Origin of the sequence: Enterobacter sp. ku-bf2 (assembly GCF_001742765.1) — a bacterium.
Taxonomy (GTDB): domain Bacteria; phylum Pseudomonadota; class Gammaproteobacteria; order Enterobacterales; family Enterobacteriaceae; genus Enterobacter; species Enterobacter quasiroggenkampii.
Window position 1 is genome coordinate 89981 of sequence record NZ_MDVW01000001.1, and the last position, 15062, is coordinate 105042.

At 53.1% G+C, this 15062-nt stretch carries 17 protein-coding genes; 5 read left to right on the forward strand and 12 right to left on the reverse strand.

Going from position 1 to position 15062, the window contains the following annotated elements; translation table 11 throughout:
- Nucleotides 1-266 precede the first annotated feature (266 nt).
- The 7 genes from BFG58_RS00435 to BFG58_RS00465 all read right to left on the reverse strand — a co-directional run bounded on the left by BFG58_RS00435 (nt 267) and on the right by BFG58_RS00465 (nt 6394).
- A complete protein-coding gene (locus BFG58_RS00435; RefSeq protein WP_069718969.1) occupies nt 267-746 on the reverse strand; it encodes a DUF2778 domain-containing protein in 480 nt (159 codons plus the stop codon).
- Nucleotides 743-1234, reverse strand: coding sequence for an Hcp family type VI secretion system effector (locus BFG58_RS00440; protein ID WP_069718970.1), 492 nt, complete (start codon nt 1232-1234; stop codon nt 743-745). The genes BFG58_RS00435 and BFG58_RS00440 overlap by 4 nt, the downstream gene beginning before the upstream one ends.
- Before the next feature lie 153 nt (nt 1235-1387).
- Nucleotides 1388-2104, reverse strand: a complete 717-nt coding sequence (locus BFG58_RS00445) for an ABC transporter ATP-binding protein (RefSeq protein WP_008500393.1) — start codon at nt 2102-2104, stop codon at nt 1388-1390.
- Nucleotides 2101-2976: an ATP-binding cassette domain-containing protein gene (locus BFG58_RS00450; RefSeq protein WP_063622007.1), complete on the reverse strand. Its 876-nt coding sequence runs from the start codon at nt 2974-2976 to the stop codon at nt 2101-2103. The genes BFG58_RS00445 and BFG58_RS00450 overlap by 4 nt, the downstream gene beginning before the upstream one ends.
- Nucleotides 2973-4247 (reverse strand): high-affinity branched-chain amino acid ABC transporter permease LivM, encoded by a 1275-nt coding sequence (gene livM, locus BFG58_RS00455; protein WP_069718971.1) that lies wholly within the window; start codon nt 4245-4247, stop codon nt 2973-2975. Before livM ends, BFG58_RS00450 begins: the two co-directional genes overlap by 4 nt.
- A gap of 11 nt (nt 4248-4258) precedes the next feature.
- Nucleotides 4259-5173, reverse strand: a complete 915-nt coding sequence (locus BFG58_RS00460; RefSeq protein WP_032646250.1) for a branched-chain amino acid ABC transporter permease — start codon at nt 5171-5173, stop codon at nt 4259-4261.
- 99 nt (nt 5174-5272) lie between these two features.
- Nucleotides 5273-6394 carry a branched-chain amino acid ABC transporter substrate-binding protein gene (locus BFG58_RS00465; protein ID WP_023312277.1) on the reverse strand — a complete coding sequence of 374 codons (1122 nt, stop codon included), beginning with the start codon at nt 6392-6394 and terminating at the stop codon, nt 5273-5275.
- A gap of 423 nt (nt 6395-6817) precedes the next feature.
- On the opposite strand from BFG58_RS00465, the gene BFG58_RS00470 reads away from it, so the two are divergent.
- Nucleotides 6818-7486, forward strand: coding sequence for a YecA family protein (locus BFG58_RS00470; protein WP_069718972.1), 669 nt, complete (start codon nt 6818-6820; stop codon nt 7484-7486).
- Nucleotides 7487-7642: 156 nt separating this feature from the next.
- Here the strand turns inward: BFG58_RS00470 and tyrP are convergent, their stop codons facing one another.
- Nucleotides 7643-8794 (reverse strand): tyrosine transporter TyrP, encoded by a 1152-nt coding sequence (tyrP, locus tag BFG58_RS00475; RefSeq protein ID WP_368072901.1) that lies wholly within the window; start codon nt 8792-8794, stop codon nt 7643-7645.
- A gap of 289 nt (nt 8795-9083) precedes the next feature.
- On the opposite strand from tyrP, the gene BFG58_RS00480 reads away from it, so the two are divergent.
- Nucleotides 9084-9425, forward strand: coding sequence for a hypothetical protein (locus BFG58_RS00480; protein ID WP_048223763.1), 342 nt, complete (start codon nt 9084-9086; stop codon nt 9423-9425).
- Nucleotides 9426-9461: 36 nt separating this feature from the next.
- On the opposite strand, the gene ftnA is transcribed toward BFG58_RS00480, so the two are convergent.
- Together ftnA and yecR are read right to left on the reverse strand one after the other, a co-directional pair.
- Complete coding sequence (gene ftnA, locus BFG58_RS00485) at nt 9462-9959, reverse strand: non-heme ferritin (RefSeq protein ID WP_014884366.1); 498 nt, start codon at nt 9957-9959, stop codon at nt 9462-9464.
- A 202-nt stretch (nt 9960-10161) separates the two neighbouring features.
- On the reverse strand, nt 10162-10500 hold the full coding sequence (yecR, locus tag BFG58_RS00490; protein WP_045908178.1) for a YecR family lipoprotein: 339 nt from the start codon (nt 10498-10500) through the stop codon (nt 10162-10164).
- A gap of 234 nt (nt 10501-10734) precedes the next feature.
- On the opposite strand from yecR, the gene azuC reads away from it, so the two are divergent.
- Nucleotides 10735-10818, forward strand: coding sequence for a stress response protein AzuC (gene azuC, locus BFG58_RS23670; protein ID WP_014884364.1), 84 nt, complete (start codon nt 10735-10737; stop codon nt 10816-10818).
- Between the two features lie 109 nt (nt 10819-10927).
- Nucleotides 10928-11179, forward strand: coding sequence for a DUF2766 family protein (locus BFG58_RS00495; RefSeq protein WP_008500405.1), 252 nt, complete (start codon nt 10928-10930; stop codon nt 11177-11179).
- A gap of 42 nt (nt 11180-11221) precedes the next feature.
- Here the strand turns inward: BFG58_RS00495 and BFG58_RS00500 are convergent, their stop codons facing one another.
- The gene (locus tag BFG58_RS00500; protein WP_069718974.1) at nt 11222-12565 is read right to left on the reverse strand and encodes an anaerobic C4-dicarboxylate transporter; all 1344 of its coding nucleotides are present in this window, start codon (nt 12563-12565) and stop codon (nt 11222-11224) included.
- 156 nt (nt 12566-12721) lie between these two features.
- Complete coding sequence (locus BFG58_RS00505) at nt 12722-13225, reverse strand: non-heme ferritin-like protein (RefSeq protein WP_045908180.1); 504 nt, start codon at nt 13223-13225, stop codon at nt 12722-12724.
- Between the two features lie 789 nt (nt 13226-14014).
- Here BFG58_RS00505 and araF point away from each other — a divergent pair.
- A complete protein-coding gene (araF, locus tag BFG58_RS00510; RefSeq protein WP_008500409.1) occupies nt 14015-15004 on the forward strand; it encodes an arabinose ABC transporter substrate-binding protein AraF in 990 nt (329 codons plus the stop codon).
- Nucleotides 15005-15062: the final 58 nt, after the last annotated feature.

The window sequence follows — 15062 nt, forward strand, 5'->3', positions numbered from 1 at the left end:
CCTTCGAGGCTAAGCCTGAAGGCTCATAAATCACATTCTTTTTACTGCTTTTCTTACTAACAAACCTGTAAGAATTGCCGGAAGCAATCCAAACAAAGAGGCGATATCGACTAACGTATCCTCCAGTTCTTCTATCCCGTATGTCCCGAAATGGTCCATCACGGCATAAGCCCATTCGACAGGTATCAAAATAAAAAGCCAGCGCGTATATAAAAGAAAACTGATAAGACCGATTGCAAGGCTGAAGGTGATTTCTATAAAAGTCCTCATGTCACTGTTATTGTCCCGTAAGCTTTAAAGCTCGTGCAAGGTACCGGCATCATAGTTGTTTTCATAAGAGCTTCGTACAAGTAATCAAAGTCACTCAGATGAAGAAGAGTTATACAGCCTTCGCTTAACCCTCTTGGTCCTATCGGATGGAGGCGGAAATGGCCACGCCGGACACCTTCAACAAATACTTGATCATCTATCTGCCAGTCATCTTTGTATAAGGCAAACCATTTTGAGCGATCGGTGCCATAAATATTTTTCAGGGCAAAATCACTTAGTCCTCCGAGCCTGCCTCCGCTCTGTCGGTTCACGATGAAGTAACGTCCTGGCGGGATAGGTCCGATTTCTTGTTTGCTTGCCATAGTCGGATTGTTTCTGCCATAGAGTTGGCCTGAGAATGCCGGAAAGTTTCCTATACCCGGAACGGTAAGAATAGATGACGGTAAGCCATTCAATGCATAGCGAGCAATAATCATGCTGTAGCCCGAATATTCCAGCCGTCAGTAAACTGGATATTCCCGTCGCAGTGCTTCCATGTGATTCTCTCATAACGCAGTTCTATCGCCTCAAGGTGATTGTGTTTTTCCATTGAGGGATTTTTTACGTTATGCATTACAGGCGTTATCCCTACGATTTTCACATTTTCTAAAAGCATGTTGAAATACTCAACTTCCTGCCCTGCATCGTTGATACGGTACCATTTGATTTCAGCTGACTTTAGGGTCTGGCCAGTTGCTACAGCCCGGTAAAGGTAAGGCGAGGATGAATCAAACTCTTTTTCGATTGTTAGTGGAGAGTGGACGCGGGTACCGGTTAGTTTCCCCGTATTGCCATCGGTTGGAATGTGTAAACCATGGCCAAACGATAAAACCTCAATGCTACCTTCACGGTGCTGAACATCTACAGAACCTGTAATATTCGCACCTCCGTCATCTTTGAGCCATAAATATGCGGGTATAGCCATTCTGAACGCTCCTTTCAGTGAGTTTGACGTGATTGTCAAAGACTAATAAATCAACAAACTCAGGCCTTCTCAAGGCATTGCGTGCTATACTTTTCGTGAATATCTCATTGTTATTTATATGAAAATATTTCTAATGGTTCCTTAGGTATCAAATCACACCCCGCCCAAATACGCCTTCCTCACCTCCTGATTCCCCAGCAATTCCTCACCGCTGCCGCTCAGCCGGATCTGTCCGTTCACCATCACATACCCCCGGTCAGATAGCTTCAACGCATGGTGCGCATTCTGCTCCACCAGAAAAATGGTCATACCGCTGCGGGCCAGCTCTCGCAGCGTCTGGAAGATCTGCTTCACCACAATCGGGGCTAAGCCCAGGCTGGGCTCATCCAGCAGCAGCAGCTTCGGACGGCTCATCAGCGCCCTGGCGATCGCCAGCATCTGCTGTTCCCCGCCGGACATGGTCATCGCGCGCTGTTTACGCCGCTCTTTAAGGCGAGGGAAAAGGTCAAACATGGTTTGCATATCTTCAGCCGCAAACTGATTGCCGATGGGAATGGTCCCCATCAGCAGGTTCTCTTCAACGGTCATATCCGGGAAGATTCGTCTGCCTTCCGGTGCCTGCGCAATGCCGCCGGACGCAACGTAGTGGGTGGATTGATGGCTGATATCTTCACCACAGAACAGGATCTGCCCGCTGCGGATACGGGGTTGACCAAAGATGGACATCAGCAATGTCGATTTACCCGCGCCGTTTGCGCCAATCAGCGCCACGGTTTCCCCCTTATTCACCTCAAGAGAGACCTGCTTCAGCGCCTGAATGACGCCGTAAAACACATCCACTTCGCGAAAAGCCAGCAGCGGTTCGCTCATAGGGAGACCTCGCTTTCATCCGTGCCCAGGTAGGCGGCAATGACCTTTTCATCATGCTGGATCTGCTCGGGTTTCCCCCTGGCAATCACATCGCCGTGGTCGAGCACGATAATGTCGTCCGAAATTTCCATCACCATCCCCATATCATGCTCAATCAGCAATACCGTGATGTCATGATGATCTCGCAGAAAGCGAATAATCCCGCTCAGCTTGTGCGTTTCAACCGGGTTCAGTCCTGCGGCGGGTTCATCCAGACAGATCATTTCCGGCCCGGTACACATTGCCCGGGCGATTTCCAGTCGCCGCTGCTGGCCGTAGGACATTTCTCCCGCCAGGCGATTGGCGCACTCCACCAGATCCACCACTTCCAGCCAGTAAAAGGCTCTGTCCAGGGCGTCGCTTTCAGCTCGCCGGTAGGACGGCGTATTCAGGATCCCGGCGAGCAGATTGCGGTTCACCCTCATATGCTGCGCCACCAGCAGATTTTCCACGACCGACATCTCGCGAAAAAGACGGATATTTTGAAACGTGCGCGCCAGCCCGGCTCGGTTGACCAGATGGGTTCCGCCGAACATTTTGTAGAACAGACGCTGCCCGAGCTGAGCGGGGTTAATCCAGTCGCCGGGCTGGAATTTTTGCCCGAGTACCTGAATGACGTTGGTCGTTTTATGGCGGGTATTAAATAAAATGTTGCCGCCAGAGGCTCTGTAGAAGCCCGTCAGGCAGTTAAAGACGGTGGTTTTTCCCGCCCCGTTTGGCCCAATCAGGGCGGTAATGGAGCCGCGTTGCACGTCCAGGTTGACGTCATTCAGGGCCTTAATCCCGCCAAAATGCATCATCAGATGCTCAACGCGTAATATTGTTTCGTTCATGGCGCGACGCCCTTACGCACGGCAAACCCGCTGCGGTTAATGCGGATCAAACCGCGTGGACGCCAGATCATCATGACCACCATCAGCATGCCAAACATCAGGACGCGGTACTCGGCAAAACTGCGCAGCAGTTCCGGCGTGACCGTGAGCACGAAGGCGGCCAGCACCACGCCCAGCGTCGAGCCCATACCGCCCAGCACCACAATGGCGAGGATCAGTGCCGATTCAAAGAAGGTAAAGGAGGTTGGATTCACGAACCCCTGATAGGTGGCGAAGAACACCCCGGCAATGCCCGCGGTCGACGCACCCAGCGTAAAGGCGGAAAGCTTCACCAGAACATGGTTCAACCCCATTGAGCGGCAGGCAATTTCGTCTTCACGCAGAGCTTCCCACGCCCGGCCAATCGGCATGCGCGTCAGGCGGTGCTTGATGTAGAGCACCAGCATCACCACCAGAAAGAGCACCGCGTAGATAAAGATAAACTTCATGTTCGGGTTGTAGGTCAGGTGGAAAAACTCGTGGAAGGGCACGCCGCCTTCTTTCGCGCGTCGTCCAAATTCCAGACCGAAAAAAGTCGGGGGAGGGGCAGACACGCCGTTGGGGCCGCCGGTGAAGGTCAGCCAGTTGTTCAGTATCAGGCGAATGATCTCCCCGAATCCGAGGGTGACGATGGCCAGATAGTCACCGTGCATGCGCAGCACCGGGAAGCCGAGCAGGGCGCCTGCGGCGGCGGCCATGATTGCCGCGAGCGGCAGCATGCTCCAGAACCCTAAGCCGAGATACTGGTATCCCAGCGCCAGACCGTACGCACCAATCGCATAGAACGCGACATACCCCAGATCCAGCAGACCGGCCAGGCCCACGACGATGTTCAGTCCCAGGCCAAGAAGCACGTAGATCAGCCCGAGGATGGCGACGGTCAGCACATACTTGGTGGCGACAAACGGGAAGCAAACTGCAAGAGCAATCACCAGGGGAATGATCCAGCGCATGCGGCTTTTGTAATCCGGAGGTCGGACATAAACGCCCGCGCTGTCGGCCTCGAAGCGCGCCTGGAAACGGGCCCCGGCAGAGGTACCTAAAAAAGCGCTCAACAGAAAACGCCCGAACATGACGATGCCCACCATCCAGGCCAGGCGCTGCCCGGCGAAGGTAAAGCTATACCCGTCCAGCACCACGCCAGCGATGGGGCCGAAGATAATCAGCGCAATCAGCCCGGAAAAAATCGCGTCCAGAATGCAGCGTTTAAGTGAGAAACCGTGTGATGTCATCATTCTCTCCCTCACACTTTGGCCACTATTGGGCGCCCGAGCAGTCCCTGGGGACGGAAAATAAGGATCATGACCAGCAGGCCGAACGAGAAGACATCTTTATAGTCCGAGTTGACCATGCCCGAGAACTGCGCCTCCGCCACACCCAGGATAAGGCCACCGAGCATGGCGCCGGGAAGGGAGCCGATGCCGCCAAGTACCGCCGCCGTGAAGGCTTTAATACCGATCACAAACCCGACGTAGAAATCAAAGGTGCCGTAGTTCATGGTGATCAGCACCCCCGCCAGGCCCGCCATCGCCGCGCCGATGACAAAGACCAGCGAAATAATTCGGTCGGTGTTAATGCCCAGAATGGAGGCCATTTTGCGATCCTGCTGGACCGCGCGGCACATCCGTCCCAGCCGGGTACGGTTGATTATCCAGGTGAGCACCAGCATGCCGGCAAACGAGGCAACCAGGATAAACACTTTGGTGTAGGTTATCTGCACGAACCCTTCGCCCAGATGCAGGCGAATAACGCCGTCCAGCATGGTCGGTACCCCTTGCTGGCGCGGGCCCTGGCTCAGCTGCGCGTAGTTTTGCAGGATAAGCGACATCCCGATGGCGGAGATCAGCGGCGCCAGGCGCGTGGAGTTGCGTAGCGGTTTGTAGGCGATACGCTCGATAGTCCAGCCGTACACCCCGGTAACCACAATGGTGAACACCAGCGTGCCGAGGATCAGCAGCGGGAACGACTGCAGGCCGAAGAACGAGAGCAGCGCCAGGCCAATAGCGCAGAGATAGGCGGAAATCATATACACTTCGCCGTGGGCGAAATTAATCATGCCGATAATGCCGTACACCATGGTGTAACCGATGGCGATCAGGCCGTAGACGGAACCCAGCGTTAAACCATTGATTAACTGTTGCAGGAAGAATGTACTCATCTTAGCGCGCTCGTTTTATAGGCTGCGCGAGCCGCGCAGCCTGATGTTTATTACGCGCCGACGGGAGAGCCCGTCGGCGTTGAGCGTGACTCCGTCCCGTTACTGCACTTCCTTATACTTTCCTTTGTCGTCCCACTGGTAAACCACGTAGTCAGAGACCTTCAGATCGCCTTTGCTGTCCCAGGCTTTTTTGCCCATCACCGTGTCGACGGAATTGGCCTTCAGCCACTCGCTGGCTTTGGCAGAATCCTTGCCGCCGGTGGCCTTGAAGGCCGCGGCAATCGCCTGTACGGAGGCATAGGAGTAAAGCGTGTAACCTTCCGGCTCGAATTTACCGGCGCGGAATTTCTCGATAACCGCTTTGCCGTCCGGGATCAGGCGCGGGTCTTTACCGAAGGTCATGTAAATGCCATTGGTATATTGCGGGCCGCCCGCGGCGGTCACCATCTCCTCGTTGACGATGCAGTCCCCGGAGAAGAATTTTGCCTGTACGCCCTGTTCACGCATCTGGCGAACCAGCGGACCGGCTTCCGGGTGACAGCCACCGAAGAACACGACGTCCGGTTTTTGCGCGCCGATTTTGGTGACCAGCGCGTTAAAGTCTTTTTCACCGCGGGATAACCCCTCGTACATCACATCCTGAACCCCGCGTTTCGCCAGCGCCGCTTTGGTGGCGTCAGCCAGACCCTGACCATAGGTGTCTTTGTCGTGAATGATCACCACGCGTTTGGCTTTCAGTTTGTCGATGATGAAGTCGCTGGCAACCTGACCCTGCTGGTCGTCGCGGCCGCACATGCGGAACATATCGCTCATGCCGCGTTCGGTAATCAGCGGGTTGGTTGAACCGGGGGTAATGGCGATGATCCCCGCATCGCTATACACCTCGGAGGCGGGCATGGTGGAAGAGGAGCAGAAATGGCCGACCACGGCGTTGACTTTATCCTGGTCAACTAAACGGTTGGCAACGGCGACGGCCTGCTTCGGCTCGCAGGCGTCATCTCCCTGAACCAGTTTGATCTTCTCACCATTAATGCCGCCGGCGGCATTAATGTCTTCAGCAGCCTGCGTTGCGCCGTGCCAGTATTGATCGCCATAGGTGGCGTTCGGTCCCGTGAACGGACCGGCCACGCCAATCACAATATCTGCCCGGGCGGAAAACGCCGTCACCAGACAACCGGCCAGCACAAGAGAAAGAGGAGTTCTGATAAATTTCAGCGACATTATTATGTTCCTTAGCAAAGAGGTTTTTGCACCACGGCGTAAACCCGAACGCCCGACGGCACAGCCAATCCGAAACACGAGCAAGAACAAAATGCACTAAACGAACAAGATACAGACGGCATCCTGCATATACGGCGAGGTATCCCTGCGCAGCGTCGCGCGAAGAACATTAAGCAAAAACGTTGCCAGAATGGTTAACCCATTGACGGGCTTGTGACATGTTTGAGTATAGAGCGCCGCGTTATGCCGCCTTGCGGGAGGAGAAGAAATTACAGCGGAGATCACATATCGTTAACAATAAAGCCCATAAGTTGTGCAAAGGTCACGGTTTGCACGTTTTTGCAGCAATAAAGACCTAAACTTCAGCCCGGAGAGGCGTGAGATATGTGTTAGGATCTTTTCCTTTTTGCAGGAGTGTCAGCGATGACTGAAGGCCCATTGAATGAAAGCGAGATGGCGTGGCTTGAAGAGACGTTAATGTCTTACGGTCATGATGACGCGTCCGTGATTGACGTGTCCGAACTGGACGGCATGCTTACCGCAGTGCTTTCCGGTCCTGTTGTCGTTGAGCCAGATGCCTGGCTGGTGGCGGTATGGGGCGGCGAGAAATATATCCCGCGCTGGAAAAACGATCGTGAGATGAACCGTTTTATCGATCTCTGCTTTAAGCACATGAACGATATTGCCGAGCGCCTGAGCGAATACCCGGATCAGTTCGAACCGATGTTTGGCTATAACGACGTGGACGGTGAGAGTTATACCGTGGTGGAAGAGTGGTGCTACGGCTATATGCGCGGCGTGGCGCTGACGGACTGGTCAGCCTTGCCGGAAGCCCTGAAGGCCGATCTTGATACAATTGCGCTGCACGGTACAGAAGAGAACAGCGACAAGCTGGATGAACTGTCCGAAGAGGAGTATATCGCCAGTATCGAGAGCATCCAGCCTGCGGCACTGCGGTTATATCAATACTGGGTAAACAACCCGCAACAGCCGGAAGTGAAGAAGCCGATTGTGAACGGCACGAAGGTCGGGCGTAACGATCCGTGTCCTTGCGGCAGCGGGAAGAAGTTTAAGAGCTGCTGTTTGCACTGATCAATTTTTTATTAACTTAGGTGGATTTGTTTCGTTCACCTCCATTCAGCACGTAGGCCGGGTAAGCGCAGCGCCACCCGGCAAGAAAGACGGTATCAATATAAATGATGGGGTTTGTCATCAATCTCAAGGGGCTGATGACAGTCCCTTTTTTATTTAACCCACTTCCGGCAGTATCCCGGCTGCAATCAACACCTGCACCAGAATAATCACTACCCCGCAGCCAAACACAACGCACAGCAGCGGTTTTCCCCCCGCCACGCGGTAACCCTGCTGCGGATGCTGCTGGCGGCTCTTCCAGGCCAGCAGGGAGGGGAGGAGCAGAGCAAGGATCGAGAGCGCCACTCCCGCGTAGCCCAGCGCCATCACAAACCCACGCGGATAAAACAGCGCGAACGCCAGCGGCGGCAGGAAGGTGATCGCCCCCGTCTGTAACCGTCCTGCGGCAGTATTGCGACGCTGGAACAGGTCGGCCAGATAATCAAACAGGCCAAGCGCCACGCCCAGGAACGAGGTTGCCAGCGCCAGGTCGGCAAACAGGTGCACCGCCAGCTCCACGTGCGGCGAGGTGACAACCTCACGCAGTGCCAGCAGAAAACCGTTCAGTCCAGCGTGTTGCGCCATCAGCCCAATAAAGGTTGAAGAGTCGATGCTGCCCAGGGTCACCAGCTGCCAGAAAATATAGGCGATCAGCGGGATCGCGCTGCCGATCACAAAGACGCGGCGCAGCTTGCGAATATCGCCGTTCATATAGCTGACGATACTCGGCACGCTGCCGTGGAAGCCAAACGAGGTGAAAATGACTGGGATCGCGGAAAGCGCCAGACCTTTTTCCAGCGGCAACGTCAGCAGGTTGACCTTATGCACGTGCGGCGCCAGCAGGACCAGCATGACAATCAGGAAAAGAATTTTGGCGCTGAACAGAAAACGGTTAAACAGATCGACCAGCGACGTCCCGACGCAGACCACGCCGCCGCCGATGAGCGCAAAGAAGATGGCGCCCGTCGCAGGGGTAATGTCAGAGCCAAACCAGTCGTTGACGCTGGAGGCGATCAATTCCCCGGCGCCGCTGATATAGGCGGCGGTCAGGGCGTACATCAGGAACATCATGCTAAAGCCGGTTATCCATTGGCCATAGCGTCCCAGATAGCGCGCCGCAAGCGAACCCAGACCGGTATCGGCGGGTACGTGCTGGTAAACCTCAAGCAGCAGCAGGGCGGTGTAACACATCAGCGCCCAGAGCATGCCCAGCAGCAGCAGGGTCATGCCAAATCCCACGCCCGCGGCTGCCAGAGGCATTGCCAGCATTCCTGCGCCAATTGTCGTTCCGGCGACGATAAAAATACTTCCCAGAGTTCTGTTTTTCACGCTTTCCTCTACAACGCTTCTTAACCGCGACAAAATCTGCGGCGCAGAGTAAGGGAAAAGCCGTAACTCGTCAAATCACCGTTACAAGAGGTGTAAAAAATGGTTTACGAATTAATGACCCTCCAATCCTTTTTAGGCCTATGCCTACCTCATAAGGGCGATACTGCTGCACGACATTCCGGCGTAACGTAAACAATAAATATAAATTATCAAATAAAGTGAGGGTGTTATGGCGGGGGAGAATCCTTTTACCGCGGCATGGAGCCGGGGAGGCAACCTGTTGTGCCATGGCCACTGGATAATCAGCTGGCAGAACCAGCCCCTGAATCTTCCCGAGTCCCGTCGCGAAAAGGATATGGGCACCTGGGGGATCTATTCGGTTATTGATCCTGAAGATGAGACCTTTGCACAAGGCTTACAGGAAGATGAGTGGATTATCGAGAATGTCGACTGGTTGACGGATTTGTTCTACGAGAAGGGGATTCCGCTGGAGACGTGCAGCTACCGCTATTTTTACCAGGCCGTGAATCCCCACGACTGGCGCTGCACCAGCTGTGCCGGGTGTATGTAAATTAACGCGGTACCGGAAACCGGCACCGCGCTGAAATTAATTCTGCGTATCAAGCGTGGAAAGTTCTTTATCAATAAAGTAAAGACCTTCACCGGATTTACCCACCAGCGATAATTTATCCAGCACGGATTTAAACAGCTTCTCTTCTTCATGCTGTTCGGCTACATACCACTGCAGGAAATTAAAGGTTGGATAATCCTGGCTGGTCATCGCGGCATGAACCAGTTCGTTAATTTTCTGCGTGATCAGCTGCTCGTGCTCGTAGGTGGCGCGGAACAGTTCATCGAGTGAATTATATTCAGCAAAAGGGGAAGCCACGGTTTCAATGCGCGGCAGGCTGCCGGTATCCGTCAGATAATCAAACAGACGCTGCATATGGGTCATCTCTTCCTGCGCGTGACGACGCAGAAACGCGGCCGCGCCTTCGAAACTGTGGTAGCTGCACCAGGCGCTCATCTGCTGGTAGAGCAGGGACGAAAACAGCTCAAGGTTCATTTGCGCGTTGAGCTTGTCGATCATTTCAGTTTTCAGCATGGTGACGCTCCGGGTTATTATTTCTGGTTCACAATGAGCGACACTATAATTTGTTATTTAATTATTTGCAAAACGTAAAAACTTTATTTTATTTATTAAAAATACGAATGGGAATAAAACGCATTGCCGATTTATTATTTATTAATGAGAATTGTTTTTGTTCGTAATGAAATAAACTGCCAGCACAGGCTGGCAGTCTGGATTAATACCACGGATTATTTGACTTAGGGTTAACGGCGTAACCCAGGCATTTATACTGGATAGTCACGCTCTCGTTCAGACACAACGAACCGCTAATCAGGGTGCAGGTTTTGATGGGCTGACCATAGGCCGAGGCAGTGGCATACCCCATGTTTTGACAGGCTTTTACCGCCGTGCCGTTGTTCACATACTCATCGGAATACGCATTTTGCAGCGCTGCCTGGCCGTAATCGAGGCGGACGATGCCGTTCGGCGCGTCGAGGCTGCTGACTTCAGCCTGGCGGTTAATACTGCACCCCGCGAGCAGCAGGAGTGTGCCGGCTACAATGACTCTTTTCATGGTTCGCTCTGAGTGGATGGAAATACGTTATCGTACCCGCAGATGCCCGCCGCAATGGCTGGAATAGCCGGACAATCTGCCCTCACTCTTCGCAACGGGTCAGAGGTGATCGCCATCAGGCCACTGGCTGATTAAATTGTGATGTTTGTCACAAAAGTATTGATTTTTGTGATGGCGGTCATATTATAAGCAGGTTGACGATAAAGTTGTATAACAAGTTAATGGAGCATCATCGTGAAACTGCGCAAAATCCTGAAAAGTATGTGGGCCAATTACTGCCGCACCTTCAAAGACGTGCCGCCGGGCGCCATGTTCTGATAAAAAAACCTGCTTCGGCGGGTTTTTTTGTACCTGCAGCCGATGAAGGGAAGATGTCAGGGGGCGTGTTTTGGTACTATGGCGGCCTTTAAATAAGGAGAAAACCCCCATGTCACAAAACCTGAGCGCCGATCAGGAACTGGTCTCTGACGTTGTCGCCTGCCAGCTGGTTATCAAACAAATCCTCGATGTTCTGGACGTGATTGCGCCGGTTGAAGTGCGCGAGAAGATGTCTACGCAGCTGAAAAACATCGACTTCGCCAGCCATCCTGCTGCCGCTGACCCGGTTACACTGCGTGCGATCCAGAAAGCCATCGCGCTGATCGAGCTGCGATTCACGCCGCAGGGTGAGTCTCACTAAAGCAGGGAAATGGGCGACGGCATGTGTCGCCCTTTGATGCTATCAGAAGAACGTCTGAACCAGCAGGTAGCTCGCCGCACAGGCGCAGCTCACCCCAATCAGCCCTGGCAAAATGAAGCTGTGGTTGATGATAAATTTCCCGATGCGGGTCGTGCCTGACCGGTCAAAGCCGATGCAGGCCAAATCGCTGGGATAGGTCGGCAGGACAAAATAACCGTATGACGCCGGGAAAAAGGCGATCAGCATTTTCGGATCGATGCCCAACATCAACCCCATCGGCGCAACCGCCGTCAGCGCCGCCGCCTGGCTGTTCACCAGTTTTGACACCAGAAACAGCACAATCGCATATGTCCACGGGTGGCTTTTCACCACGCCCTCCAGCGCCAGCTTTAACTCGTCGAGATGCGCCTGGAAAAAAGTATCGCTCATCCACGCCACGCCAAATACCGAGAAGATCGCGACCATACCGGCCTTGAACACCGCGCCGTTAGAAATCGCGGAGGCATTGACCTTACAGACCATCAGCATCACGGCACCCGCAATTAACATCATCATCTGGATGACAAGGTTCATCGACAGGGCCGTCATTTTGCCTTTCAGTTCAAAGGCCGGGCGCAGCTCAGGGAAGGCCCCCAGCAGAACGACCACGGCAATACCGGCAAAGAAAATCCACGTGGACCAGTAGGCCTGTTTTGGGAAACGCTGATTCATTAACGTCTCCGTTCCGCCATAGATAAATTCACGTTGTTTAGGATCGTTCAGCTTTTCCTGGAACTCCGTGTCGTCGGCCAAATCTTTCCCACGGCGTAAACTCCACAGGGCCGCAATGGCCACTCCGAAAAGTGAAGCGGGAACCGACACGGCGAGAATTTCCAGAATTCCCCACCCGTGGCCGATCCCATGCTGGGCCGCCAGGATGGACACCAGCGACACGACGGCAACGGAAACGGGGGAGGCCGTGATCGCCATCTGCGATGCCACCGATGCCACGGCCATGGGGCGCTCCGGGCGGATCCCTTTTTTCAACGCGATATCCGCTATGATGGGGAACATGGTGTAGACCACATGGCCGGTGCCGCACAGAAAGGTCAGCATCCAGGTGGTAAACGGAGCGAGCAGGGTGATGTGCTGCGGGTGTTTGCGCAGCAGGCGTTCCGCAAACTGCATCATGACGTTGAGGCCCCCCGCCGTTTGCAGGGTAGCGGCACAACCAATCACCGCGAGAATGGTCAGCATGACGTCAACCGGGGGTTTACCCGGCTGCAGACCAAAGACGAAACATAAAATAAAAAGACCAATACCGCTGATTAACCCAAGCCCCATCCCGCCGAAACGCGTACCCGTCAGCAGGCAGAGGAGAATGACAACAAACTCAATGGTGATCATGATGCTCCCTCGTCAATGATTATGTAATTAAATAAATCATCACACGTTGTGTGGTTAATCATTGGGAGCCAGATCTGATTTGTTAAATTTCAGCAAAAGCAGAAGATTGGAGAGGGGAAGGGGACCTGCTCCCCGGGACGGAAGCAGGCCAAAAACTCAGTGGTGCTGCACCGCCACAATGTCGAGCAGGTGACGGTCGGTCTGCTCAGGACATAAACCTGCCTGCTGCGCATTATGGATCTCATCCGCCAGCGTCTTAAGCAGCAGGCCATCCTGCTGCTGCTCTTTGTCCATATCGCGTAAGAATCTGAGCGTCGTAATATCCTGCTGCGCTTTGGCTTCATCAGCCAGTTTGTTGAGGGTGCTGCAGCGTTGTTCATACTCTTCAAGCGTCTTCTGAAACAGTTCTTCCAGGCAAGAATAGCTCTCGTTGATCCCATCAAGGGCTTTAACGACAGGATTCGCCCCTGAGGCCTTCAGGAAGTTAAAGACCCGCATCATATGGGTGACGTTACTTTGCGCCTGAGAGCGAAAGAAGGTGGCAGACCCCGTGAGACTGTTCTCAGCGCACCACGCACTTAAGTGCAGGTGCAGATTGGAGGCATAGAACTCAAGGTTCATCTGCGCGTTAAGTTTTTGCATCATCGTTTGGGTAGCCATACTCATATCCTTATTGACGGTGGGACGTGATGTCCGTTGCTTAACCTGAGCGTCAGGCAAATACGAAGAAAAAGAGCAGAAATACGTTTTCTGCAGTAAACGAAGTCGACCGAAATTCACTTCCTGTGTTCGATATAAATAAGCATACCCTTGTCTGTGGTCTAAGAAAACTCTTAAATAGGCTGTGTTTACCATACATTACAAACTTTAATATAGTACAGAAATACAATTAGCTCGCCATCAATTTCCCTTTCATTAATCCATTGATAATTAATGGCTTTTACCGAAGAGATATACTGTTACTCTTTTGGGGATATTAAGCCGGAATAATGCTCCGTAAAAGAATGAATTACGGATGAATTATTTCGAATATATGATGCATTAATGAAATTGCGCTAAATCAAATTCTACGAAGTAAATAACGCTCCGGACGTGCTGCGTTTTTGATGAAAAACATGCTGCAGCGTTCTGACGTCTGGGGTCCTCACGCCTGTTAAAAGGGATCAGGGATATCTTAGCTAATCTTATGGATAATCCTGCTTACCCTCGTTTCATTTGTCTGACAAATACTGCCTTTTTTATGTCATTTTTCGCTGAATTTATGTACGCAATTACTGTAATTCTGCGGTGTGATGGGGCTCTCTTATGGAGGATTAATTTCCCGCTAAAACTATCACCAGCAATAACGCTTATGACGAGGTAAGCGCTAATGCCTTGTTTTAAGTCCGATTAAATAAAGAAGTACGCAAATATTCCCTACAGAAAAGAAAGCTAAAGCTGGAGTTTACCATGCACAAATTTACTAAAGCGCTGGCGGCCATCGGTCTGGCTGCCGTTATGTCACAATCCGCTATTGCTGAGAATTTAAAACTCGGTTTTTTGGTAAAACAGCCTGAAGAGCCCTGGTTCCAGACGGAGTGGAAATTCGCCGATAAGGCCGGGAAAGACTTAGGTTTTGAAGTGATTAAAATCGCCGTGCCTGACGGTGAGAAAACCCTGAACGCCATCGACAGCCTGGCAGCCAGCGGCGCGAAAGGTTTTGTGATCTGCACGCCGGATCCCAAGCTGGGCTCGGCCATCGCGGCCAAGGCCCGGGGCTATGACATGAAGGTCATCGCCGTTGACGATCAGTTCGTTAACGCCAAAGGCAAGCCGATGGACAGCGTCCCGCTGGTGATGATGGCGGCGACCAAAATCGGTGAGCGTCAGGGCCAGGAACTCTATAAAGAGATGCAAAAACGCGGCTGGGATGTCAAAGAGACCGCGGTGATGGCCATTACTGCGGATGAGCTGGACACGGCACGTCGTCGTACGACCGGGTCAATGGACGCGCTGAAAGCAGCCGGCTTCCCGGAAAAACAGATCTATAAAGTCCCAACCAAATCCAACGATATCCCGGGCGCATTCGACGCCGCGAACTCCATGCTGGTGCAGCATCCAGAAGTCAAACACTGGCTGGTGGTCGGCATGAACGACAACACCGTGCTGGGCGGGGTGCGCGCGACGGAAGGTCAGGGCTTCAAAGCGCCTGACGTGATCGGGATTGGCATCAACGGCGTTGACGCCGTCAGCGAGCTGTCCAAAGCGCAGGCAACCGGCTTCTACGGTTCACTGCTGCCAAGCCCGGACGTTCACGGCTACAAATCCAGCGAGATGCTCTACAACTGGGTCACCAAAGGGGCTGAACCGCCGAAATTTACCGAAGTGACCGACGTGGTGCTGATCACCCGCGACAACTTCAAAGAGGAGCTGGCGAAAAAAGGACTGGGCGGGAAGTAATACGCGGTGATTGTGCCCCTCATCCTTCGTGAGGGGCCTGACGTACACACTACAGGAA